Origin of the sequence: Nocardiopsis alborubida (genome assembly GCF_012396365.1) — a bacterium.
GTDB classification, from domain to species: domain Bacteria; phylum Actinomycetota; class Actinomycetes; order Streptosporangiales; family Streptosporangiaceae; genus Nocardiopsis; species Nocardiopsis alborubida.
This window is the reverse complement of record NZ_JAAXPG010000003.1, coordinates 245,859-269,646: the sequence shown is the minus strand read 5'-3', so window position 1 is coordinate 269,646 and position 23,788 is coordinate 245,859. Positions and strand designations below refer to the sequence as shown.

General features: G+C 72.5%; 22 protein-coding genes and 1 pseudogene. 15 read left to right on the top strand and 8 right to left on the bottom strand.

Annotated elements, in window-relative coordinates; genetic code table 11:
• Window positions 1-644 precede the first annotated feature (644 nt).
• From HGB44_RS04945 to HGB44_RS04905, 9 genes are all read left to right on the top strand, one after another.
• Window positions 645-938, top strand: coding sequence for a hypothetical protein (locus tag HGB44_RS04945; RefSeq protein ID WP_061082296.1), 294 nt, complete (start codon window positions 645-647; stop codon window positions 936-938).
• A complete protein-coding gene (locus tag HGB44_RS04940) occupies window positions 931-1,983 on the top strand; it encodes a polyprenyl synthetase family protein (RefSeq protein WP_061082297.1) in 1,053 nt (350 codons plus the stop codon). The genes HGB44_RS04945 and HGB44_RS04940 overlap by 8 nt, the downstream gene beginning before the upstream one ends.
• Before the next feature lie 16 nt (window positions 1,984-1,999).
• Window positions 2,000-3,163: an oxygenase MpaB family protein gene (locus tag HGB44_RS04935; RefSeq protein ID WP_061082298.1), complete on the top strand. Its 1,164-nt coding sequence runs from the start codon at window positions 2,000-2,002 to the stop codon at window positions 3,161-3,163.
• A gap of 106 nt (window positions 3,164-3,269) precedes the next feature.
• On the top strand, window positions 3,270-4,235 hold the full coding sequence (locus HGB44_RS04930; protein WP_061082299.1) for a PfkB family carbohydrate kinase: 966 nt from the start codon (window positions 3,270-3,272) through the stop codon (window positions 4,233-4,235).
• A gap of 330 nt (window positions 4,236-4,565) precedes the next feature.
• Window positions 4,566-5,399 (top strand): MurR/RpiR family transcriptional regulator, encoded by an 834-nt coding sequence (locus HGB44_RS04925; protein ID WP_231972556.1) that lies wholly within the window; start codon window positions 4,566-4,568, stop codon window positions 5,397-5,399.
• Window positions 5,400-5,482: 83 nt separating this feature from the next.
• Complete coding sequence (locus tag HGB44_RS04920) at window positions 5,483-6,649, top strand: ABC transporter substrate-binding protein (protein WP_061082301.1); 1,167 nt, start codon at window positions 5,483-5,485, stop codon at window positions 6,647-6,649.
• 40 nt (window positions 6,650-6,689) lie between these two features.
• Window positions 6,690-8,468, top strand: a complete 1,779-nt coding sequence (locus tag HGB44_RS04915; RefSeq protein ID WP_061082302.1) for an ABC transporter permease — start codon at window positions 6,690-6,692, stop codon at window positions 8,466-8,468.
• Window positions 8,469-8,506: 38 nt separating this feature from the next.
• Entirely contained in the window at window positions 8,507-9,619 is a 1,113-nt protein-coding gene (locus HGB44_RS04910; RefSeq protein WP_061082303.1) for an ABC transporter ATP-binding protein, read from the top strand.
• Window positions 9,616-10,251, top strand: a complete 636-nt coding sequence (locus HGB44_RS04905) for a histidine phosphatase family protein (protein ID WP_061082304.1) — start codon at window positions 9,616-9,618, stop codon at window positions 10,249-10,251. The genes HGB44_RS04910 and HGB44_RS04905 overlap by 4 nt, the downstream gene beginning before the upstream one ends.
• A gap of 159 nt (window positions 10,252-10,410) precedes the next feature.
• Here the strand turns inward: HGB44_RS04905 and argG are convergent, their stop codons facing one another.
• Window positions 10,411-11,859 carry an argininosuccinate synthase gene (gene argG, locus HGB44_RS04900; protein ID WP_061082305.1) on the bottom strand — a complete coding sequence of 483 codons (1,449 nt, stop codon included), beginning with the start codon at window positions 11,857-11,859 and terminating at the stop codon, window positions 10,411-10,413.
• A gap of 172 nt (window positions 11,860-12,031) precedes the next feature.
• Here argG and HGB44_RS04895 point away from each other — a divergent pair, with 172 nt between their 5' ends.
• Window positions 12,032-12,772: a class I SAM-dependent DNA methyltransferase gene (locus HGB44_RS04895; protein WP_061082306.1), complete on the top strand. Its 741-nt coding sequence runs from the start codon at window positions 12,032-12,034 to the stop codon at window positions 12,770-12,772.
• Between the two features lie 87 nt (window positions 12,773-12,859).
• Here the strand turns inward: HGB44_RS04895 and HGB44_RS04890 are convergent.
• Window positions 12,860-12,997: pseudogene (locus HGB44_RS04890) on the bottom strand (RNA ligase (ATP)); the annotation flags it as partial.
• Between the two features lie 172 nt (window positions 12,998-13,169).
• Between HGB44_RS04890 and HGB44_RS04885 the strand changes: the two are divergent.
• Together HGB44_RS04885 and HGB44_RS04880 are read left to right on the top strand one after the other, a co-directional pair.
• The gene (locus HGB44_RS04885; protein WP_061082307.1) at window positions 13,170-13,577 is read left to right on the top strand and encodes a MerR family transcriptional regulator; all 408 of its coding nucleotides are present in this window, start codon (window positions 13,170-13,172) and stop codon (window positions 13,575-13,577) included.
• A gap of 525 nt (window positions 13,578-14,102) precedes the next feature.
• Window positions 14,103-15,602 carry a SulP family inorganic anion transporter gene (locus HGB44_RS04880; RefSeq protein ID WP_061082308.1) on the top strand — a complete coding sequence of 500 codons (1,500 nt, stop codon included), beginning with the start codon at window positions 14,103-14,105 and terminating at the stop codon, window positions 15,600-15,602.
• A 97-nt stretch (window positions 15,603-15,699) separates the two neighbouring features.
• Here the strand turns inward: HGB44_RS04880 and HGB44_RS04875 are convergent, their stop codons facing one another.
• The 4 genes from HGB44_RS04875 to HGB44_RS04860 all read right to left on the bottom strand — a co-directional run bounded on the left by HGB44_RS04875 (window position 15,700) and on the right by HGB44_RS04860 (window position 18,727).
• Window positions 15,700-15,900 carry a ferredoxin gene (locus tag HGB44_RS04875; RefSeq protein ID WP_061082309.1) on the bottom strand — a complete coding sequence of 67 codons (201 nt, stop codon included), beginning with the start codon at window positions 15,898-15,900 and terminating at the stop codon, window positions 15,700-15,702.
• A gap of 2 nt (window positions 15,901-15,902) precedes the next feature.
• Entirely contained in the window at window positions 15,903-16,589 is a 687-nt protein-coding gene (locus HGB44_RS04870) for a TetR/AcrR family transcriptional regulator (protein WP_082768517.1), read from the bottom strand.
• Window positions 16,583-17,803, bottom strand: a complete 1,221-nt coding sequence (locus HGB44_RS04865) for a cytochrome P450 (protein ID WP_082768518.1) — start codon at window positions 17,801-17,803, stop codon at window positions 16,583-16,585. The genes HGB44_RS04870 and HGB44_RS04865 overlap by 7 nt, the downstream gene beginning before the upstream one ends.
• A 159-nt stretch (window positions 17,804-17,962) precedes the next feature.
• Entirely contained in the window at window positions 17,963-18,727 is a 765-nt protein-coding gene (locus HGB44_RS04860) for an SDR family NAD(P)-dependent oxidoreductase (protein ID WP_061082310.1), read from the bottom strand.
• 215 nt (window positions 18,728-18,942) lie between these two features.
• On the opposite strand from HGB44_RS04860, the gene HGB44_RS04855 reads away from it, so the two are divergent.
• Window positions 18,943-19,578 (top strand): TetR/AcrR family transcriptional regulator, encoded by a 636-nt coding sequence (locus HGB44_RS04855; protein WP_061082311.1) that lies wholly within the window; start codon window positions 18,943-18,945, stop codon window positions 19,576-19,578.
• A 58-nt stretch (window positions 19,579-19,636) separates the two neighbouring features.
• Here HGB44_RS04855 and HGB44_RS04850 read toward each other — a convergent pair whose 3' ends face one another.
• On the bottom strand, window positions 19,637-19,984 hold the full coding sequence (locus HGB44_RS04850) for a DoxX family protein (protein WP_061082312.1): 348 nt from the start codon (window positions 19,982-19,984) through the stop codon (window positions 19,637-19,639).
• A gap of 198 nt (window positions 19,985-20,182) precedes the next feature.
• On the opposite strand from HGB44_RS04850, the gene HGB44_RS04845 reads away from it, so the two are divergent.
• Window positions 20,183-20,518, top strand: coding sequence for a PadR family transcriptional regulator (locus HGB44_RS04845; protein ID WP_061082313.1), 336 nt, complete (start codon window positions 20,183-20,185; stop codon window positions 20,516-20,518).
• A 3-nt stretch (window positions 20,519-20,521) separates the two neighbouring features.
• Window positions 20,522-21,085 carry a hypothetical protein gene (locus HGB44_RS04840; RefSeq protein ID WP_061082314.1) on the top strand — a complete coding sequence of 188 codons (564 nt, stop codon included), beginning with the start codon at window positions 20,522-20,524 and terminating at the stop codon, window positions 21,083-21,085.
• 311 nt (window positions 21,086-21,396) lie between these two features.
• Here the strand turns inward: HGB44_RS04840 and HGB44_RS04835 are convergent, their stop codons facing one another.
• The gene (locus HGB44_RS04835; RefSeq protein WP_210751154.1) at window positions 21,397-23,634 is read right to left on the bottom strand and encodes a rhamnogalacturonan lyase; all 2,238 of its coding nucleotides are present in this window, start codon (window positions 23,632-23,634) and stop codon (window positions 21,397-21,399) included.
• Between the last annotated feature and the right edge of the window lie 154 nt (window positions 23,635-23,788).

Sequence of the window (23,788 nt, the reverse complement as noted above, 5' to 3'; positions counted from 1 at the left end):
TGGGCACCGGGTCCGCGGCCCCACCGTCCGTTCGTGGGGCGGCCTCACCAGAGGCGCGGCGGCCGCTCCACGCGCACGGATCGCGGTTACGGTCACGGGCCGCGGTCGCGTCGGGACTCCACGCCGGGAGGCCCACGGGGGCTTCGCCTCGGGGGACCACGGCGACCACGGAAAATCCAAGTCGTCCATATCGCCTTTGTCTGACATGCAAGCGGATGCGAGTTATATAACTCCCTGGGCGCGAATCCACGGAAAGCCCCACCGAACCCTTTCCACCCCGAGGCATGGGGAACCCAGACCTCCCGGAACCGAGTCCCGACGTTCCGGGCTTTCCCTCTGCGGAATTCGAACCGACCCGAACTCCGGACAGACAGGCGCACTCCACCTGCGAGAACACAGGAAATTCCCACACCAGTAGCGGGCTTTCCTTCGCCTTGTCCGTTTACTCCTTTCCCCTCCCCTCTTCGACCCTCACCAAAACGAACCAGATCACACCATTGCGTTGACAAAAACGCCGATGGCCGAAGATGATCACCCCACAGGGGACCGCAGCGGATCTCCGGCCGACCGGACAGGACTCCCGGAAGCGCCGCCCGTTTCCGACCGCGGTCCTTTTCGTGCCAACCGGGAATGGGGGATACGCCGTGGCGCACACCGGTGACGGTGCGGGCACCGACCGCGTGAGCGAGCCGTTGCTGCTCGCGGCCGGGGTGGCCGACCTGGCCTACAGCGGGATCGGCGCGGCCCTGCGGGGGGCGCGGTCGCTGCTGGGCCGGTCGGACCTGGCCGAACTGGCCCGGGACGGCCGACAGGAACTGAGGCAGCGCGGCGAGCTGGCGCTGCGACGGTACGCTCCGACGGCCGAGTCCCACATGGAACTGCTCGCCCGGCGAGCCGCCTCCGCGTCGTCCTCCCGCCCCTGCCAGAGCGATGGCTGAGGCCGGGGAGCAGGTCCTGCTCCGGGCCCGGGTGGACGCGGAGCTCCGGGAGTTCGCGCGCCGGGAGACGGACCGGCTCGTCGCCATCGACGCCGACCTGCTGCCGGTGGCCGAGCAGCTGGACGTGGCGGTGACCGGGGGCAAGCGCCTGCGCGCGTCGTTCTGCTACTGGGGGTGGCGCGCGGCCGGGCAGCCGGACAGCGACGCCCTGGTCAGGGCCGCCGCGGCGATGGAACTGGTGCACGCCGCGGCCGTCGTCCACGACGACCTCATCGACGAGAGCCCGATGCGGCACGGCGTGCCGAGCGCCCACGTCGCCCTGCGAGCGGCGTTCGCCGACAGGGCCAGGCCCCACACCGGGGGCCGCGCCCTGGCCCTGCTGACCGGGGACCTGCTCATGTCGTGGGCCGCGGAGCTGTTCCTGTGCTGCGGCCTGCCCTCGGCCTACCTGTCCCGCGCCCGTGAGCTGTGGCTGGTCATGGCCCGGGAACTGGTCGCCGGCGAGTGCCTGGAGGTCCTGCGCACCGGCTCCCCGCCCGACACGGGCCGCTCGCTCCAGGTGATCCGGTACAAGACGGCCAAGTACACGGTCGAGCACCCCCTGCGCATCGGCGGTGCGCTGGCCGGCGCCCCGGGCCCGACGATGGAGGCCTTCACCGCCTACGGGCTTCCCCTGGGCGAGGCCTTCCAGCTGCGGGACGACCTGCTGGGACTGTTCGGCGACCCGGAGCGCACGGGCAAGTCGAACCTGGACGACGTCCGGGGCAACCGGCCCACCGTCCTGCTCGCCGAGACCTGGTCGGCCGCCACCCCGGCCGAGCGCCGGGAGCTGCGCGGTCTGCTCGGCCGCCGCGGCCTGGACCGCGAGGGCCTGTCCAGGGTGCGGTCGATCATGCGGCGCACCGGGGCCCCCGAGCGGGTCGAGGAGATGATCGACCAGCGCGTCCAGGCCGCGACCTCCGCCCTCGCCGGCGCCGACCTGCCGGGCGAAGCCGCCGCCGCCCTGACGCAGATGGTGGCCTCGGCCGCGGCCCGCCGCTCCTGACCCCAGAAAGGGACCCATGTCCTACACACCGGAGTCCATGAACGCGCTGCGGCTCATGGGGGACGAACTCGCCGACGCGACGGTGGAGACGCTCTTCGAGCGCGGGGAGGTCGGCAAGTTCAACACCCTCATGCGCTACTTCTCCACCGCCGGGCAGGAGCTGCCCGACGGGTTGCCCGACGTCGCCCGCGAGTACCTGCACGCCACGGCCGCGCCGCCCTCCTGGGTCGACTGGGGCGAGATGGAGAGGGCCCGTCTGTTCTTCATCGACAACAACGTGCACATCTCCACCGCCCTGGCCTTCTCGGCGATGCCCGCCTGCTACGTCATCCCGCACGTGGCCAGGCTGCTCAGCGCCACCCACGCCCTGGAGTACCCCTCGCGGCGCATGGCCGAGACCGGGCAGTTCACCGTCTACCTGATGCAGCCCGACGCGTTCGAGGCGGGGAGCCGATTCGTCCCCGCCGCCCAGAAGGTGCGTCTGCTGCACGCCTCCATCCGCTACCACATGCGCCGTGAGAACCGCTGGGACATGGAGGCGCTCGGCACGCCGATCTGCCAGGAGGACATGATCGGCGGCCAGATGATCTTCTCCATCCAGGTCCTGGACGCCCTGCACCGGCTGGGCGTGCACATGTCGGTCGAGGGCGCGGAGTCCTACTACTACGCCTGGCGCATCGTCGGCGCCATGCTCGGGATCAGCACCGAACACGCGCCGCCCGACGTGGCCAGCGCCCGCGAGTTCTCCGACCTGTACATGACCCGGTACATGGGTCCCTCCGAGGAGGGTGCGCACCTGACCCGCCAGCTCATCGACCTCTACGAGGAGGTCGTGCCCGGAACCCTCCTGGACCCGGTGGTCGCCGCCCTCGTCCGCTACCTCATCGGCGACACCTGCGCCGACTGGCTCCAGGTTCCGCGCAGCGCCTGGGACACGGCCGTCAGGGCCTCCCCCGCCCTGCTCGGGATCCTCGAACGGGTCGAGGACGGCTCCCCGCTGGGCGCGTGGGCCCTGGACCGCCTCGGCCACGTCACCACCCACCTGGAGCTGAGCTCCCTCACCCGCGGCCGGGTCATGCAGTACGCCATTCCCGAACGGCTCAAGGACGAGTACGGCGTCCCCTCCCAGGCTTCCCGCGTCCGGCGCTGGACCCCGCCGCCCCCGGTGCCCGGGGCCTGAGCGCCGGGCGGTCGGCCCCGACCCCGGTGGGCCCCTCCTCCGACCGCCGCTGGGATGATCGCGGGGTCGGCCGCCGTGGTCGGCGCAGACGAGGGGAGCCCCTGCCGTGACCGGACGCCTCCTGCACGTGGGACCGGTGATCATCGACGTCGTGATGGCGGTCGACGCCCTTCCCCGGGCCGGTGAGGGAGTGTTCGCCTCCTCCGCCCGGACCGTGGCCGGAGGCGGTTTCAACGTCGTCGCCGCCGCGGCGCGCGCGGGCATGGAGGTGGTCTACGCGGGAGCGCACGGAACCGGGCCCCACGGGGACCTGGCCCGCGCGGCGCTGCACTCGGAGGGGGTGGCGGTGGCGCACGCCCCCTCCCCCGACGCGGACACCGGCTTCTGCGTGGCCCTGGTGGACGGCGACGCCGAACGCACCTTCGTCACCCGGCTGGGCGCCGAGATGGACCTGTCCCCGGACCAGCTGCGCACCCTGCGGCCCGGACCGGGGGACTTCGTCTACACCGTGGGGTACTCGCTGCTGCCCGGACCGCGCGCCGACGACCTGCTCGCCTGGATCGGTGACCTCCCCGAGGGGGTGCGCCTGGTCCTGGACCCGGCGCCGGTCGTGGGCGACCTCCCCCGGCCGACCCTGGAGCGGGCCCTGGCCCGCGTGGACCTGCTCAGCCTCAGCGCCGCCGAGGCCGCCACCGTGACCGGGCACGCCGTCCCCGAGGAGGCCGCCGCGCTCCTCCTGCCCCGGATCCGTCCCGGCGGCGTGGTGGTCGTGCGCGACTCCGCTCGGGGCTGCGTGGTGGCCGAGGCCGGGGACGGGGACGCGGCTCCCCGGCGGGTGCCCGGTTTCCCCGTGCGCGCCGTGGACACCAACGGAGCCGGTGACGCGCACGTGGGCGTGTTCACCGCCGCCGTGGCCGGCGGCCTGGACCCGCTGTCGGCCGCACGCCGGGCCAACGCGGCCGCCGCCCTGGCCGTCACCCGCCGGGGCCCGGCCACCTGTCCCACCGAGAAGGAGACGGACGCCTTCCTGGCGGAGGCCGGAGACGGCGAAAACCCCGACCGGAGCCGGTGAGCTGACCAGAAGTGCGACCGGTGCGAAGCATGGGGCTCTGACCTGCACTGATCTTGTACCCGTAGCCGATGTCGGCGCTCGGACCCCGCCACAGGTACAAGACCACCGCGGGGGGAGCGGGCGGTGCCGTACGCGCCTTCACCCGCCGGAGGCAACCATCGCACGCACCGGCCGGTTTCGGGACGCGCCCTGTCCCCCGCCTTGCCGCCGCGCGATCCGCGGGTGAACACCCGGCCGGTTTCCGGGGAGAGGGTGAAGTCCCCATGAACCGAAAATAAAGTTGCAGGAAAAACAGCGTCTGCAAGAAAAGTTGCTTGTATCGTGGGCGCCGTGAACCTCCAGGAACGTATGAGCGAGTACCGCGACCGGCTCACGAAGTCGGACCGGGTCCTCCTCGACGAGCTGCTCTCCAACCCCGCCGAGGCTCCCCTGTGGCGGGGCGGAGAGGTCGCCCAGCGCGCGGGGGTCCACCCGGCCGCGGCCACCCGGCTGGCGCAGCGGCTGGGCTACCAGGGCTACCTGGAGCTGCGCGAGGACCTGCGCGAGGCCCATGAGGCACGCCTCAACGGCGCGGGCGACCGGTTCCGGGCCGAACTCCGGGGCCGGGGGCGGGCGAGCGTCCTGGACACCCTTCTGGCCACCGAACTCGACTCCCTCGCCGCGGTCGGCAAACACGTGAGCCAGTCCCAGATCGACGAGGTGGCCGACCTCCTCGTCGGCGCGCGGGTGGTCTACCTCTTCGCGCGCGGCAACGCCGGGGTCCTGGCCGAACTCCTCGACAGCCGGCTGCGGCGGTTCGGGATGCGCCCGGTCAACCTCGTCGGCCCCGGCCGCGAGGTCGCCGAACGGGTTCTGGCGATGTCGGACTCCGACGTCGTCGTGTCGTTCGCGTTCCGCCGCGCTCCGCGCAACCTCACACAGCTGTACGCCCACGCCTCCGAGGTCGGAGCCCGTTCCGTGCTGGTCACGGACACCCTGCACACCCTCGACCCGGCTCCGACCACCGTGCTCTCGGCCCCGCGCGGACACCAGGAGGGCTTCTCCTCCCTGAGCGTCCCGATGATGATCGCGAACGCCATCGTGCTCACCGTCGCCCAGCGCCGCCCCGAGACCATCCTGCCCGCCCTCGACCGCCTGGACGACCTGCTCAACGCGTTCGACTGACGCCGGTCTCCCCATCCCCCGCGACGGCCGGACCACCCCGGCCCCGCTCCCGCCTGCGCGAAAACCGACGCAAAGGACCTGTCATGCGCACTTCGAGACTGCTCTTCGCCTCCGTCGCCCTCCCGCTCGCCGTCACGCTCGCCGCGTGCGGCGGCGGCGCCCCCGGGGCCGCCGACTCCGGCGGGCCCGCCCAGCCCCACGAACTCGACGACGCCACCCACGAGGAACTCGTCGAACTGGCCCGGGAGGAGGGGGAGGTCACCGTCTACTCCTTCACCTCGCGCATCGCCTCCGTCGAGGAGGCCTTCGAGGCGGAGTACCCGGGCATCGACCTCATCGGCCACGACATCGCCTCCTCCGAGCAGGTCACCCGCCTGCAGTCCGAGGCGCAGGCCGGAACGCCGTCGGCGGACGTCGCCTACATCTCCGACGCCCCGGTGGTCATCACCGAGCTCATCGCGGGCGGCATCCTCCAGAACCACGTGCCCCAGCGCGTCGCCGGGACCGTGCCCGAGGAGTACCAGCAGCCGCTGCTGGCCAACCGGCTGTCGACCAAGGTCCTCATGTACAACGAGGAGGCCCACCCCGACGGCAGCCCGATCGAGAACCTGTGGCAGCTGACCGAGGAGGAGTGGAGCGGCAGGGTCGTCATGGTCGACCCGAGCGTGCGCGGCGACTACCTCGACCTCGTGACGGAGATCGTCCGCCGCTCCGACGAGATGGCGCAGGCCCACCAGGAGCACTTCGGGTCCGAGGTCGAACTCGACGAGGGCGTGGAGAACGCCGGGCAGCAGTTCCTCAAGGACCTCTACGCCAACGGGCTGGTCCTGGTCGACGACACCGACAACGTCAACGCGGCCGTGGGCGCGACCGGGCAGGAGGACCCGCCGGTGGGCATCACCTCCTACTCCGACCGCAGGGACAACGAGGAGGAGGGCTGGGCGCTCCAGGCCTCCCTGGGGACCGCCCCGTCGCTGGGCATCACCTTCCCGGCCTACATCGGCATGGTGCAGGGCTCCGACAGCCCGGCCGCCGCACGCCTGGTCGCCGACTTCCTCATGGGCGACGACTCCGCGACCGGCGGTCCCGGCTACGAGCCCTTCTACGTCCCCGGCGACTACCCGGTCCGCACGGACATGGAGATGCCCGAGGGCGCCGCGCCCCTGGACGAACTGGGCGCCTGGGACATCGACCCCGAGGAGACCGCGCAGGTCCGCGACGACGTGGCCGACTTCCTGCTGACCCTGTGAGAACCCGCTCCCCCGGCTCCCCCGCCGGCGAAAGGACATCATGACGACGGCACCCGCCCCCCGCCGCACCGCGGTCGGCACCACGGTGGCCCGTGCGCGCACGGCACTGAGGCAGCCCGCCGTGGTGCTGGGAGCCGGCACCCTGCTCGTACTGTTCGTCCTCGTGGTGGCGCCGATCAGCGGGCTGGTCAGCACGACCCTCCAGAGCGGCAACCGCGAGGCGTGGGCGGACGTGTTCGCCAGCCCGATGTCGGAGAACCTCCTGTGGCGGCCGATGGGCAACTCGATCCTCATGGGGACCGCCACCGCCGTGTGCTCCACGGTGGTGGGCGGGTTCCTCGCCTGGGTGGTCGTGATGACCCGTATCCCGGGGCGCAAGACCCTCGGCCTGCTGGCGACGATCCCCTTCGCCCTGCCGAGCTTCGCCCTGGCGCTGGCGTGGGAGTCGGTCTTTCGCAACGACCTGATCGGCGGGTCCACCGGGATCCTGATGAACCTGGGCCTCGACGTCCCGGACTGGCTGGCCTGGGGGCCCGTGCCGATCGCCGCGACCCTGACGGCCCACTACTTCTCGCTGTCGTTCATGCTCGTCGCCGCGGCGCTGGCCAGCGTCAACGGCGACCTCATGGAGGCCGCCGAGATGACCGGGGCCTCCACGCTGCGGGTGGCCAGGGACATCGCGCTGCCGGTCGTGGCCCCGGCGATGGTCTCCGGCGCGCTGCTCGCCTTCGCCGAGGGGGTCTCCAACTTCGTCTCACCCGCCCTGCTCGGCCTGCCGGTGCGGTTCCACACGCTCTCCACCCGGTTGTACGGGGCGATCTCGACCGGTGACGTCGCACGCGGGTACGTGCTCTCGATCGTGCTCATCCTCGTCGCCGCGATGATCATGTACGCCTCGACGCGCATCACCGGGGGCAGGCGCAGCTTCGCGACGATCACCGGCAAGGGCGGCCGCCGCCGGGGCGTGGACCTCGGGCCCTGGGGATGGCCGGTGGCCGGACTCGCCTGGCTGCTGGTCACGTGCACCACGGTCGTGCCCGGCCTCGTGCTCGTCCTGAGCTCGCTGACCCTGCGCACGAACGACTTCTCCTCCGGGTTGACCCTGCACTACTGGATCGGCGGCTCCGACCCCGCGCTCGCCCAGGGGCAGCGGGGCGTCCTGAACAACCCGCAGATCCTGGAGGCCACCTGGAACACCGTCCTGCTCGGGGTGTGCGTGGCGGTCGGCGCCGGTGTGCTCGGGCTGCTCATCTCCTACGTCATCACCCGCTCCAACGGCCCGAGGTGGCTGGTGGGGACCATGAGCGTCACCTCGTTCGTGCCCTTCCTCATCCCCGGCATCGCGCTGGGCGCGGCCTTCATCGCGCAGTTCGGGGCGCCCATCGGCCCGCTCCCGAGCCTGTACGGGACGTTCGCGATCCTCGTGCTGGCCGGGATCGCGGCGACGATCCCGTTCTCCGTCCGGTCGGGCACCTCGGCCCTGAGCCAGGTGTCCAGGGACGTCGAGGAGTCCGCGGTGATGGCGGGGGCCGGGCTGCTGCGCAGGATCGGCGCGGTCATCGCACCGCTGACCGCCCGCGGCCTGTTCACCGGCGGGGTCCTGGTGTTCGTCCAGATGGTGCGCGACCTGTCCCTGGTCGTGCTGCTGGCGACCCCGGCGATGCCGGTCCTGGCCGTCCTCACCTACCAGTACTCCTCGGAGAACTTCACGCAGCTGGCCAACGCGGTCACCGTGGTCATCGCGGTGATCTCGGTCGCGGCGACCGTCGTCGCGCGGCGCTTCGAAGGCGCCGCCCAGCCCTGGAACTCGAACTCATGACCCCCGCGCCGCGCGCTCGCGCGGCCGAAAGGACCGACATGCCCTCCGGAGCCTCCTCGGCCTCCCTGACCATCACCGACCTGCGCAAGGACTTCGGCGACACCGCAGCCGTCGACGGCGTCTCGATCGAGGTTCCGGCGGGCTCCTTCCTCGTGCTGCTCGGTCCGTCCGGCTGCGGGAAGACGACGACCCTGCGGATGCTCGCCGGGCTGGAGAACCCCACCGGGGGCGAGATCCGGTTCGGCGACCGCGTCATCGCCCGCGGCGACGGGACCGAGATCGTGCCGCCCGCCGAACGCGAGGCCGGGCTGGTCTTCCAGTCCTACGCGCTGTGGCCGCACAAGACCGTGCGCCAGAACATCGCCTGGCCGCTGACCGTGGCCAGGTGGTCCAAGGCCGACCGGCTGGCCCGGAGCGAGCAGGTGCTGGCGATGCTGTCGATCGAGGACCTGGCCGACCGGTACCCGGGGGAGATCAGCGGCGGCCAGCAGCAGCGCGTGGCGATCGCCCGCATGATCGCCCCGCGGCCCAAGGTGCTGCTCTTCGACGAACCGCTGTCCAACCTCGACGCGAAACTGCGGGTGGACACCCGGGGTGAGCTGATGCGCGTGCACCGGTCGACCGGCGCCACGAGCGTCTACGTCACGCACGACCAGGTGGAGGCGATGACCATGGCCACGCACATCGCGCTCATGAAGGACGGCCGGGTCGAGCAGTTCGGCACGCCGCGGGAGCTGCTGGAGTCGCCGCGCACCGCGTTCGCCGCGACGTTCGTCGGGACTCCCCCGGCGAACATCGTCGAGTGCCGGGCGGGGGGCGGGCGGCTGTCGGCCTTCGGCGTGGACTGCGGCGCGGCTCCGGCACCGGTCGCGGACGGGGTCGTCAGGGCGATGTACCGGGCGGGTTCGCTCGGGATCGAGCGCGGGTCGTCCGCGCCCGGGTGCCTGGAGGCGACCTTCGCCGACCAGGTGCCGATGGCCGACAGGTGGGTCGTGGGCGTGGACCTCGCCGACGGCACGCGGGTGAACGTCTCCCGGGACACACCGGTCGACCTGCTGCCCGGCGACGCGGCCTGTCTGCGCCTGCCCGAGGCGCCGGACGCCTACTTCGACGCCGCGGGCGACCGCCTGGACACCGAGGCGGTCCGATGACGCGGCTGCTCCTGGTCCGCCACGGCGAGACCCCCTGGAACGGCGAGCGCCGGTTGCAGGGACAGCAGGACATCGGGCTGTCGGAGGCCGGGCGCCGCCAGGTCGCCGCGCTGGCGGAGACGGTCGGGTACCTGGACCCCGGCCACGTCGTCACCTCCGGCCTGCGCCGCACGCGGGAGACCGCCGAGATGCTCGGGGTCCGCCCGGACGAGCGCGACCCCCGGCTCAACGAGGCCTACCTGGCCGGGTGGGAGGGGAGGTACTCGGCGCAGATCAAGGAGGAGGACGGCGGTGTGTACGCCGCGTGGCGCGCGGGGCGGTTCCACCCGCCGGGCGCGGAGAGCTTCGGCGAACTCACCGACCGGGTGGTCGACGGGATCGGCGCCGCCGTCCGGCGGGCGCACGCCGGGGGCCACCGGACGGTCCTGGCCGTCACCCACGGAGGACCGGTGCGGGCCTTCCTCGCGGCCGTCGTCGGGCTCGACCCGGCGCGCACGGTGCCCAGCCATCCGGCCAGTCTGAGCATCGTCGACGTCGACCCCGGGGCCGCCTCCCTCACCGAACCGGGTGCGGCCAGGCTCCGGCTGTTCAACTACTCCCCGGCGATGTCGCCGCTGGACCCGCCCGACTGACGGGCTCCGCCGGGGCGGGGACGCCGCGCGAGCGTTCCCGCCCCGGCGGCGGATCGGTCCCGCGGGCCCGTGCGCGCTGCTGCGCGGGCCGGGGTCCGGTTCGGCTCCGGGCCGGAGACCGACCGGCCCCCACGCGCTGGTGCGGGCCGGAAGCGGGCCTCAGTCGTTCCCGGACTCCATGGCGGCGTGGTCGAGCAGGTCGTCGCTCTCGGAGGCCTGGCCCCGGGAGGCGATCGCCTCGGCGCCGCCTTCGGGCATCGCGCCGATCAGCCCGGTCGAGGCCGCCTGGGCGGCGCCGATCGACGTCGGGTGCGAGGTGCCGACCATGCCGACCCTGGAGTACTCCTCCAGCTTGGCGCGGGAGTCGGCGATGTCGAGGTTGCGCATGGTCAGCTGGCCGATGCGGTCGACCGGGCCGAACGCGGAGTCCTCGGTCCGCTCCATGGACAGCTTGTCCGGGTGGTAGCTGAACGCCGCCCCCGTGGTGTCCATGAGGGAGTAGTCCTCACCGCGCCGGAGCCGCAGGGTCACCTCGCCGGTGACCGCCGTGCCCACCCAGCGCTGGAGGGCCTCGCGCAGCATCAGCGCCTGGGGCTCCAGCCAGCGGCCCTCGTAGAGCAGCCTGCCGAGCCGTCGGCCGTCGTTGTGGTAGCTGGCGAGGGTGTCCTCGTTGTGGACCGCGTTGACCAGCCGCTCGTAGGCCGCGTGCAGCAGCGCCATGCCCGGGGCCTCGTAGATGCCGCGGCTCTTGGCCTCGATGACCCGGTTCTCGATCTGGTCCGACATGCCCAGGCCGTGTCGGCCGCCGATGGCGTTGACCTCGTTGACCAGGTCGACGGCGGTGGCGAACGTCTTGCCGTTGACGGTGACCGGGCGGCCCTGCTCGAAGCCGATCGTGACGTCCTCGGCGGTGATCTCGACCTCGGGGTCCCAGAACCGCACGCCCATGATGGGCTCGACGAGCTCGATGCCGGTGTCGAGGTGTTCGAGCGCCTTGGCCTCGTGCGTGGCGCCCCAGATGTTGGCGTCGGTGGAGTAGGCCTTCTCGGTGCTGTCCCGGTAGGGCAGGCCGTGGGCCAGCAGCCACTCCGACATCTCCTTGCGGCCGCCGAGCTCGTTGACGAAGTCGGCGTCCAGCCACGGCTTGTAGATCCGCAGGGAGGGGTTGGCGAGCAGGCCGTAGCGGTAGAACCGCTCGATGTCGTTGCCCTTGAAGGTGGACCCGTCGCCCCAGATCTGCACGCCGTCCTCAAGCATCGCGCGCACCAGCAGGGTGCCGGTGACGGCCCGCCCGAGGGGGGTGGTGTTGAAGTAGGTGCGGCCGCCGGAGCGGATGTGGAAGGCTCCGCAGGCCAGCGCCGCGAACCCCTCCTCCACCAGGGCCTCGCGGCAGTCGACCAGGCGGGCGCCCTCGGCGCCGTAGGCGGTGGCGCGGCCGGGGACCGAGGCGATGTCGGGTTCGTCGTACTGGCCGATGTCGGCGGTGTAGGCGTACGGGACGGCGCCCTTGTCGCGCATCCACGCGACCGCCACCGAGGTGTCGAGGCCACCGGAGAAGGCGATCCCGACGCGCTCGCCGACGGGGAGGGAAGTGAGTACCTTGGACATGGAAATAAGTATGCGCCCTTATGAATGAGCATGCAATCTGGGGGGCGGCATGTCGGTGTGGGATAGATCCCCGACCTGCCGCGCGGGGAGCCGGGGCCGGGGCGCGTGCGGCGTCCCCGGACCCCGGGAAAACCGCGTGCGCCCCGCGGGGGCCGCGGGTTAGCGTTCCGGGATGAGCGCACAGGAGAACCACTTCGCGGAGAGCGTCGCGGCGTCCTACGACGAGTCGTCGGCGGAGATGTTCGAGCCCGCCGTCCTGGATCCGGCGGTCGACGTACTGGAGGAGCTGGCCGGTGGGGGCCGGGCCCTGGAACTGGGGATCGGGACGGGACGCGTCGCGCTGCCGCTGGCACGCCGCGGGGTGCCCGTGCACGGCATCGACCTGTCCGAGGCGATGGTCGAACGGCTCCGGGCCAAACCCGGCGGCGACGCGGTCGGGGTGACGGTCGGCGACTTCGCCACGACCCGGGTGGAGGGGACGTTCTCCCTCGCCTACCTGGTCTTCAACACGATCATGAACCTGACCACGCAGGACGAGCAGGTGGCCTGCTTCCGCAACGTCGCCGACCACCTCGCGCCCGGGGGCCGCTTCGTCATCGAGGTCGGCGTCCCCGACCTGCGCAGGCTGCCGGAAGGCCAGGACGCCGTGCCGTTCCACGTGGGTTCGAACAGGCTGGGGTTCGACGTCTACGACGTCGCCACGCAGGCGATGAGCTCGCACCACGTCACGGTCGAGGACGGGCGCGGCACGTACCGGGCGGTCCCCTTCCGGTACGTGTGGCCCGCCGAACTCGACCTGATGGCCAGGCTCGCCGGGATGCGCCTGCGCGACCGGTGGGACGGGTGGACCCGGGAGCCGTTCACCAGCGCCAGCCGCCAGCACGTCTCGGTCTGGGAGAAGCCCGTCGACTGAGCCCGGGACACGGCCGGGTCTGCCCGGGCCCGTGCCCGGACACGGAAGCAGCGACGACGGCCGCGCGGGCGCACCGGTTCCCCGCTAGACGGCCCAGTCGCCGGTGCGGCAGGCCCCCTTGGCCACGACCGCGCGGAACAGCCCGACCTGCGCCAGCTCCAGCGCGTCCGCGTTGGGGTGCGGGTGGATCGTCAGCCGCTCGGCGGCGACCCGAAGGGTGGACATGGCGGTTCCTCCGTGTGGGGGGCGCGTTCGGACCGCGCCTCGGGGGCGGTCCACCATGTCCGAGCGCCCGCCGGGCCGACAACGGCTTCACGGAGGGACCGGGGCGCCCGGCGGCGGGCCGCGACGGGTTCGGTGCGACGTTAGAGTCGGGTGGACGAGAGGGGGTGCCGCGATGTCCGGCGCGCAGCACATGCAGATCGGCGAGGTCGCCGAACGGACCGGCCTGTCCCTGCGCACGATCCGCTACTACGGCGAGGTCGGCCTGGTCGAGCCCTCCGCGCGCTCCCGCGGCGGCTTCCGGCTCTACACCGAGACGGACGTGGACCGCCTGAACCTCATCAAGCGGATGAAGCCGCTGGAGTTCAGCCTGGAGGAGACCCGCGAACTACTGGAGGCCGTCGACCGTCTGGGCTCGGCCGAGACCGGCCCCGACGAGCGGCGGGTCCTGAGCGAGAGGCTCGACGCCTTCGAGGCGGCCATCGTCGCCCGCTGCCAGACCCTGCGCGATCAGCTGGCGATGGCCGAGGAGTTCGCCGGGCGGCTGCGCGAACAGCGCGCCCGCGACAACGCCACCGCCTGATGGGCTGACCGAAAACGCCGCTGGTGCGCCACGAGGGCCCTGGCCCGCGATGATCTTGTACTCATAGCGCGCCTCGACCGTCGGGACGCGCTATGGGTACAAGATCACGGCGGAGGAGAACGGGTTTCGGCCGCCCCTTGTGGTCACGGTGCGCCATCGCCGGGGAGCGCGTCCGCCGGATGGAGAACCCGCCCCCGCCTGGAGGAACACCCACACCCTTCCGTCGTGTGAGGGTTGTCTCAGCCACCGAGGGCGACTCAGACTCTAACGTAAGAGTAGAGTCTCTCCGGGTCGTCACCCGTGCACGAGCGGGGTGCCACCGCGCTCTCCTCCGGTCCTGCCCAGGGGCACGGCCCGCCCCAGGGGCACGGCCGGTCCCGCGGCGACGAAGCCGCCCCGGGGTGTCACGGACGTCGCCTCGGATCCCCGTGCACACGAGCGCACCCCCGCCCGGCGCGCGTCCGCGCCGGGCACGAACGCCTGACCCGAACACCGCGGTCCTCGTCGTGGGCTGCCCGAAACCCGATGGGTGCCATGAAACTGCCCGTGAAGACCCCCCGGTCCCTCAAGGCCCGGATCCCCGCCGCCGCGCAGCTGCGCGCCGACGTGCTGGCCGGGCTGGTCGTCGCCCTGGCCCTGATCCCCGAGGCCATCGCCTTCTCCCTCATCGCCGGGGTCGACCCCCGCGTGGGCCTGTACGCCTCCTTCGTGATGGCCGTGTCCATCTCCTTCCTGGGCGGACGGCCCGCGATGATCTCCGCCGCCACCGGCGCGATGGCCCTGGTCGCGGCGCCGCTGTCGATGGAGCACGGCGTCGACCACCTCATCGCCGCCACCATCCTGGCCGGGCTCATCCAGGTCGCCCTGGGACTGCTCGGGGTGGCCAGGCTGATGCGGTTCGTGCCGCCCAGCGTGATGACCGGGTTCATCAACGCCCTGGCCATCCTCATCTTCACGGCCCAGCTGCCCTACCTGGAGGGCGTGGGCGTACCGATCTACGTCATGGTGGCCGTGGGCCTGGTCATCGTCTTCGGCCTGCCCCGCCTGACCAAGGCGGTCCCCGCGCCGCTGGTGGCCATCGTCGTGCTCACCGTCGCCGCGCTGACCCTGGGCATCCCGGCGCAGACGGTCGGGGACATGGGCGAACTGCCCGGCACCCTGCCCGTGCCGCTGATCCCGGACGTGCCCTACACGCTGGACACGCTGGTCCTGATCGCCCCCTACTCGCTGACCCTGGCCCTGGTGGGGCTGATGGAGTCGCTGATGACCGCCAAGGTCGTCGACGACCAGACCGAGACCGCCTCGAACCACGGCCGCGAGGCCCGCGGCCAGGGGTTCGCCAACGTCCTGGTCGGGTTCTTCGGCGGCATGGCCGGGTGCGCGATGATCGGCCAGACCATGATCAACGTCAAGTCCGGGGCCCGCACCCGCGTCTCGACCTTCCTGGCGGGCACGTTCCTGATCATCCTGTGCGTGGCCCTGGGCGACCTGGTGGGCATGATCCCGGTCGCGGCGCTGGTCGCGGTGATGTTCTTCGTGGCGGTCGTGACCTTCGACTGGCACAGCGTCGCCCCGGCCACCCTGAGGCGGATGCCCTGGACCGAGACCCTGGTCATGGTCATCACCGTCGCCGTGGTCGTGGCCACCCACAACCTGGCCCTGGGCGTGATCGTCGGGGTCGTGGTGTCCATGGTGCTCTTCGCCCGCCGGGCGGCCATGCAGGCCGACGTCACCAGCGTGCTCGACCCCGAGGGCGGCACCCGTGTGTACTCGGTCAACGGAGAGGTGTTCTTCGCCTCCACCGGCGAGCTGGTCAACCGGTTCGACTACACGGAGGAGGGACTCAGGCGCGTGGTCATCGACATGTCCGACGCGCACGTGTGGGACTCCTCGGCCGTGGCCGCCCTGGACCAGGTCACGGAGCACTTCCGCAGGCACGGGGTGCGGGTGGAGATCACCGGCCTCAACGGGCCCAGCGCGCACCTGCACCGGGAGCTGTCCGGAACCCTCACCGGCGGGCACTGACCCGGGACGGCGGGCACTGACGAGGCGACGGGAGCGGCCCGCCGGAGTCCCGGCGGGCCGCTCCCGTGTTCCCCGGGCTGCCCCGGCCGCGTCGCGCTCAGGCGTCCTCGTCCACGTGGATCGCGCCGGTGGGGCACACCTGTCCCGCCTCGCGCACGGCCGGGTACAGGTTCTCCGGCGGCCGTTCGGTGAGCAGCTCGACGATGCCGTCCTCCTCCCGCTGGTCGAACACCTCCGGGGCGAGCAGTACGCACTGGCCCGCGCCGCAGCACCAGTCCTGGTCGACGGTCACCCTCATGGTCATTCCTCCTTCGTCGTCGCGGCGTGGTCGTGCCCGGCGGCCGGGGTGGCGGGGGCGAGCCAGATCCCCGTGAGGGCGTCGACCAGCCCGGTCGCCGTGTCCTCCCAGCTGCACCGGGGCGTCGCCGCCTCCTCGGCGAGCGCGCGCTCGCGCTCGGCGCACGTGTGCACGATCAGGTGGCGGGTCATGTCCTCGCGTTCGGCGCGCACCTGCGGCGGCAGGTCGGGCAGGCCGGCGCGCAGACCGGTGAGGATCCGCCTGAGCTGGGGCGCAATCAGCGTCTCCTCGGTCATGATCACGCGCAGGCCCGGGTCGGTCATGACCTGCGCGGAGAAGCGGGCGAACCAGCTCGGGACGCCCAGGTGCGCGAGGTGCCGGGTCACCGGCCGGACCAGGCAGGCGATCCGGTCCCGCACGCCCGGGGACTCCCCCGCCTCCTCGGCCATCCGCGACCACAGCAGTTCCATGGGCCCGGTGTGCGTGCGCACGATCGCGCGCACGAGGTCGGCCCTGGTGCCGAAGTGGTAGCCGACAGCCGTGTTGTTGCCCTGGCCCGCCGCCACGCTGATGCCCCGGTTGGACACCGCGAACAGGCCGTGTTCGGCGAACAGGCGCTCGGCGGTGGACAGGATCAGCTCCCGCGTGGCGCCGGCGCGTTCGGTCCGCGTCCGCGACACGGTCACCACCGGACCGGGACCTCGCTCAGTCCGCCCACGACCAGGCCGTCGAGTCGCCGCAGCTCCGCCGCGGGGACGGCCAGCTCCAGCGTGGGGAGCCTGCGCAGCAGCACGTCGAGCACGGCCTGGAGCTCGGTGCGGGCCAGCGCCTGCCCCAGGCACGAGTGCGCCCCCGCGCCGAAGCCCAGGTGCGGGTTGGGCACACGTCCCAGGTCCATCTCGTCCGCGTTCTCGAACGCGCTCTCGTCCCGGTTGGCGGCGCCCATGCTGCACATGACGGTGGTCCCGGCCGGGACGACGGAACCGCCGATCTCGGTCTCCTCGGTGATGTAGCGCGGCAGGCCGAGCCCGGAGTTGGCGTCGAAGCGCAGGGCCTCCTCCACCGCGGAGCGCACCAGCGTCCGGTCGTCCAGCAGCCTCTCCCAGCGGCTCCGGTCGTCCAGCAGCATCGCCACCATCTTGCCGATCATGTTGGCGGTGGTCTCGTGCCCGGCGACCAGCAGGCCCATGCTGGTGGCGACCAGCGCGGAGGTGGGCAGGTCGACCCCGGCCTCGGCGGTCTCGGTGATCAGGGAGCTGATCAGGTCCTCGCGCGGCTCCGCCCGCTTGGCCTCGACGTGGCCGCCCATGTACGCGAGGAACTCGGCCTGGGCCCGGTCCATCTCCTCCTGGGAGTAGCGGGTGAGGTTGAGCAGCGCGTCCGACCAGTGGGAGAAGCGGTCGCGGTCGGAGTCGGGCACGCCGAGCATGTCGCAGATGACCCACACCGGCAGGGGGAATCCCAGGTCCGCCCTGAGGTCCGCCGGGTGGCCGCGCTCCACCATGCCGTCGACGAGCCGGTCGGCCATGGCCTCGATCCCGGGCCGCAGCGCGTTCATGCGCTTGGCGGTGAACCACTTGCCGACCAGCCGCCGCCACTGCCGGTGCTCCTCCCCGCTGTCGGGGACCGCCGCCGCCAGGTCGCTGTTGAACACGCCGCCCGTCGCGCTGGCCGAGACCCGGGCCGCGTCCTCGGCGTCGAGCCGCCGGGTGAAGCGCGGGTCGGAGAGCACCCGCCTGACGTCCTCGTAGCGGGTGACCACCTCCGCCCGGTCGCCGCTGGGCAGCCGCACCCCGGCGACGGGGCACCGCCGCCTCAGCTCCGCCCACTCCGCGGGCGGCTCCAGCGCCTCCGGACCGGGGATCGGGTAGTCCATGAGCCGTTCGGTCTCGTCGGCACCCACAGCCGTCACTCCTCTGCGTCAGCGGTACGTACACGTACAGTGAACTTCCGCCACCGCGTTGAGTCAAGCGACTGACTTAAGAAATGGGGCGTACGCGTTCGCACGCCCGCCGCGCCCGCCGTCGCGGACCCGTGGCCGGGTCCGCGCGCGGGCGCCCCCTCAGACCGCCGACCAGCCGTTGTCCACCGGCAGGACCGCTCCGTTGATGCTGCTCGCCGCGTCGGAGGCCAGGAAGACGACGGCGGCGGCCAGCTCCTCGGCCCGGGCCACGCGGCCCATGTTGGACATGAAGGTACCGAGGGTGGTCGGGCCGTGGGGCGCGGACGCGACGTCGACGGTGATCGAGGTGGCGGTGCCGCCGGGGGCGACGGCGTTGACCCTGATCCCCTTGTCGCGGTACATGACCGCGGTGGACTTGACCAGGCCGACCACGCCGTGCTTGGAGGCGGTGTAGGCGGCCCCGGCGGCGCTGCCGCGCAGGGAGGCCTCCGAGGCGGTGAAGACGACCGATCCCCGGCCCTGCTCCGCCATGAGGGGCAGGACCGCGCGGGTGAGCAGGAAGGGCGCGGTGAGGTTCACCCGCAGGAGCCGCTCCCAGACCGCGTCGGTGACGTCGGCGGTGGCGGACATGTCGTCCATGATCCCGGCGTTGTTGACCAGGACGTCGACACCGCCGAGGCGTTCGACGGCCGTGGCGACGACCTCGTCCACGACCTCCTGGCGGCTGAGGTCGCCGACCACGGTCTCGGCGGTGCCCCCGGCCGCACGGATCTCCTCGGCAGCCTCCCGCGCGGTGTCGGCGTTGAGGTCGGCGACCAGGACCCTGGCGCCCTCCTCGGCGAAGCGCAGCGCGCTCGCGCGGCCGATGCCGGAGCCGCCTCCGGTGACGATGACGTTCTTGTCCTTCAGGCCCAGGCCGGTCATGGGAAGCCCTCTCGTTGCCGCTAGTGGCGGCCACGGCGGCCGCTGTTGTCACTGTAAGACTTTTTGTCACTCAAAGAAAAATATTGTTGTGCCTGGTCCGGGCGTTAGTAGAGTGGACCCGCCCAGGCGCCGCGGACACGGGAGGGGGAACGGTCGTGCCAGGAACACCGCCCTCGGAGACGACCCCCGCACCCTCGGGGCGGGGCCGCCCGCCCATGACCGAGCGGCGCAGGGAGATCGTCCGCACCGAGATCGCGCGCGCGGCCGTGCGGCTGTTCACCGAGAACGGGGTGTCGGGCACCACGGGCGACGACATCGCGCACGCGCTCGGCATCTCCACCAGGACGCTGTGGCGGTACTTCCCCAGCAAGGAGAGCTGCGTCCGGCCCCTGCTGACGACGGGCCTGGAGCACATGGCCGAACGCCTGCGCGCCTGCCCCCCGGACGTCCCCCTCCTGGATTACCTGGAGCGGGAGCGGTTCTTCGACGGCGAGCCGCAGGTCGTGGAGGGGCCCGTCGCCGACCTCATCCGGATGACCCGCGGCGAACCGGCGCTCATGGCGGTGTGGCTGGAGGTCCACCACGCGGCCGAGTCCGTCTTCGCCCGGATCATCGCCGACCGCACCGGGGAGCCCGCCGACAGCCTGGCCGTCCGCGTCCAGGCGGCCACCCTCAACTCGGCACTGCGCCTGGCCGCCGAGGAGCGGGCGCGCCTGGGCGGCGACGGGCAGGGCGCTTCGCCGGAGGGCGTGGGGCCGCTGCTGCGCACCGCGCTGACCACCGCGGCCCGCGGCCTGCCCGCCTTCGGGCACGACCACGGGGACGGCAGCGGGGACGCGTCCTCGGCCTGAGGCCGCCGCGGCCTCTCCCGGCGTGGTCGCCCCGCCGGGAGCTGACGCGGAGGGGCCCTCACACGGTGAAGTACAGGACCAGCGACCCCAGGGCCAGCGCCAGGTAGACGAGCGGATAGGCCAGTGCGTAGTTGCGCGCCCGCAGGTGCGTGGCCACCGCCCCCACGAAGAACAGCGTCAGCCCCAGCGCCGCCGCGGCCCCGATCACCGGGACGCCGAGCAGGCCGAGGAGCAGGCCCAGCGCGCCCGCGCCCTTGAGGAGGCCGAGGGCGGTCAGCCACGACTCGGGAACACCCACGGCGGCGGAGTTGGCCAGGACGAACCGCGCGCGCAGCAGGTCGGCGACGGCCATGCCGCCGTTGGCCAGGACGGCGAGCACGGTCACCAGGACGTAGACGGCGTTCATGCCACTGCTCCCTCTTCGGGTCGGGAATCGTAGGAGTCCTCTCCTCGACGGTTCGCGACCGGAAAAGGTGACGCGGAGCTTCCACGGGATCGCCGGGCACTCCCCGACCCGCGAACCGGCCCGTCCCGGTCGTTGCGCGCGGGGCCCTCCCGTGGACCTCCCTTGCCTTTATATATCGTTCACTGATATATATCAGACATGAAGATGAGAGAGCAGACCTACCTCGTGCTCCTGGCCCTCGCCGAGGAGCCGATGCACGGGTACGGGATCATCTCGGCCGTGCGCCGGCTCTCCGACGGCGACGTCTCGCTCGGCGCCGGAACCCTGTACGGCGCGCTGGACCGCCTGGCCGACGGCGGCCTGGTGGAGGTGTCCGGCGAGGAGGTCGTGCGGGGCCGCAACCGGCGCTACTACCGACTCACCGGCCAGGGGCACGCGGCCCTGGTCCGGGAGACCGAGCGCATGACCCGACTCGCCGACCTCGCCCAGCGGCTCCTGAACCCGGGGCCGAGCCCGCAGACAGGAGGAGCGTGATCCATGGACGCCTACGAGGAGCGGCTCCGGCGAGCGCTGCGCTGGTACCCCCGCCACTACCGCGAGCGGCACGGCGAGGAGATCGTGGCCACCGCGCTGGACCTCCAGCGCGCCGCCGGCGGCGACGCGGTGGACCGGGCCGAACTCCGGGGGCTGGTGGTCGCGGGTCTGCGCACCCGCCTGCGCGAGCGTCCGCCCCTGGGCGCCTGGGCGCGCTACCGCTTCCTGGGAACCCGGGTCCCCTACCGCCACCGCATGTGGGTGCGCGACGACGTCACCGGCAGGGGCTACGCCGTGCGGAGGGTCGGCTGGGGCCTGGCCGCCCTGCTGCTGCCCGTGGTCCTCCTGTCCCCCTTGGCCGTCCTGCTCCCCATGGCCGCGGGGGTGGACCCCTGGGGCACCGAGCACACGATGGGCCTCCTGCCCAAGGCCTGGGAGAACCTCGCCGGTCTGGGCCTGCTCTGGGCCGTGGTCTGGCTCAGCTCGCAGGGCTTCGGCCGACACGACCGCGCGAGGACGCTGCGCAGGCACGACTTCCATCCGGACGGCCGACCGGTGTCGTGGTGACTCCGGGCGGGGCGGGACGGGACTCCCGCCCCGCCCGGTCACGCCGCGGGCCCGCGCGGCGGGGCGCGCCTCCGTTCCGGAGACGCGCCTCGTTCCGGGCCTGCGGGCCAGCCTGAACGTGCGGATCCGCTCCGAACGTTCGGTCCGCCCGAGGCGCGTGCCCCATCCGGCCGGAAGTGTTGCCAGGGTGACGCATGGGCCCTTGACCTGCGGTGATCTTGTACTCATAGCGAGGCTCGATCGTCGACATCGGCTACAAGTACAAGACCACGGCGCGTGAGGCGGGCTGGTGGGCCTTTCCGGTCAGCGCGCTACTCCGGGTAGACGGCGTCGGGAACCTCCACCCGCGCCCAGTCGGTGTCCGCACCCAGGTGGAAGGACGTGTACGCGGGCTGGTTGTAGCCGGTCTGCTGCCGGGCCACGTCCACCCGGTACTGCGGGTCGTGCATGAGGGTGTGCAGCCGGTGTCCGGTCACCTCGGTGCTGGTGAGGATACGCAGCGCGCCGCTGTCCTCCGTGCGCAGGACCAGCTCCTCGCGCCAGTCGCCGAGCACGTCCGCGACCAGGGCGGGGTTGCCCTTCGTCCCGTTGTTGGTGAGCGTGCCCTCGGCGGTGAGCAGGGTTCCGCGCCGCCAGTCCTCGATCCTGGGGTCCTCGGTGCCATCGACGATCTGCGTGGTCATGTCGGCGGCCCAGCGGACGCTCATGTTCGTGCCCGGGGTCTGGTCGCCCAGGAACTCTCCGCCGGCGCTCCACAGGCCCGCCTCACCCCCGCCGCCGGGCGGCATCGAGGACCACACCTCCAGGCCGGGGACGTCCGGGTCGATGTCGCCGACCATGCCCCGACCGGTGTCGGTGCCCGTGTACCCGCCGAACAGCACCTCTCCGGTGGCGGCGTCGCGCATCGCGAACCCGTACGGCGCGCTCGCGCCGCCCTCGTGCACGGTCCAGACCTCCAGGCCCTCGCGCTCCGGGTCGAGGTCGCCCACGTGCATCGCGTCGCCGTGCCCGAGCTTGGTCGTCTCGCCCTCGATGGCGCTCCCGGGCGGGCCCTCGGCGTGCGAGGAGTACAGCAGCGACCCGTCGTCGTCCAGGGTCGCGGAGCCGTAGACGATCTCCTGGCGACCGTCGGCGTCCACGTCGGCCACGCCGAAGGAGTGGAAGCCCTGTCCCGCGAGCGTGCCCATCTCGGGGTCGGAGCCCTGACCGCCGTGCGGGGAGGCGTCGAACGGGTTGTCCATCGGCACGTGCCCGCTGTCCGCGACCCAGCGCGTGCTGATGTCCTCGCCGTCGAAGTCGTAGGCGGCCACGGCCGAGCGCGTGTAGTAGCCCCGGGCGAACACCGCCGACGGGCGGAAGCCGTCCAGGTAGGCCACCCCGGACAGCAGCCGGTCCACCCGGTTGCCCGGCTCGATGCGCGACATCGCGTAGTCGCCCCACAGGAGGCCGTCGTCGCCCCGGCCCGGCTCGTAGCGGACGGTGTCCAGCTCCGCGCCGGTCTCGCCGTCGAACACCGTCAGGTACTCGGGACCGTCCACCACGAAGCCCTCGAACTCGCGCAGCTCGTTGCGCGCGCTGCGCGAGGGCGCGTACTCGTCGAGGAAGAAGTCCGCGAGGGCCCCGGCGTTCTCTCGGCTGAGGGGGTAGTCGTACCGGGGCTCCTCGCCGAAGGCCTCCTCCAGGGTGGCGGGCCAGTTCCCGGCCACGACCTCGGGGTGCTCGTACCAGCCCAGGAACACCTCCACGACGTGCTCGCGGTAGTCCTCGGCGCTCATCCGGTAGTCGTCGCCGTGATCGACCCCGGCCTCGACGTCCTCCTCCGGCAGGGTGATGTAATCCCCGGAGGCCGCACCGTCCCCGTCGAAGGTCAGAGTCCGGGTGCCCGGGGCGGTCTTGAGCATGATCTCCGAGCGGCCGTCGCCGTCGAGGTCGTAGACGACGAACTGCGTGTAGTGCGCGCCCGACCGGATGTTGACGCCCAGGTCGACGCGGTGCAGCAGCTCGCCGTCCAGGGTGTAGGTGTCCACGTACGTCGGGCCGGTGTAGCCACGCTGGGAGACGTCCTTGGAGTTGGTGGGGTCCCACTTGACGACGAACTCGTACCGCCCGTCGCCGTCCACGTCGCCGACGCTGACGTCGTTGGCGGTGTAGCCGTACTCCTCGCCCGCCGGGGTGGTGCCGCCCTCGGGCTTCCGGAGCGGCAGGTCGTGGTGGCCCTCGGCCCACACGGCGGCCTCGCCCTCGGGGCCGACGCCGGGCCTTCCCCGGGGGACGGGGACGACCCGGTACTCGGAGTCGGCGCTCCCCTCCCCGTCCAGGAAGTTGGTGCTGTCGCGCACCATCCCGACGACCCGGCCGTCCCGGTACACCCGGAACTGCGGGCCCCGGAGCCCGGAGTCGGTGTGTCCGCCGACCTCGGAGGCCAGCAGGCGCCAGCTCAGGAAAACGCCTTCCGAGGTGTCGACCGCGACCAGGCCGCGATCCAGCCGTTCCAGCTGGATGCCGGAGTCTCCTCCGGGCTCGGCCAGCGCGGCGGAACTCGCGGCCATCACCAGGGCACATGCGCCCGCGATGAGCGGACTCGTTCTTCGGACGGAACGCGGGGGGATCCCCATGGGCACGCCTCCTTGTACAGCGGGGTGACCCACGTTACAAGGCAAGCGCTTTCCGACCAAGACCCCCACATGCCCGCTGCCGCGCCGG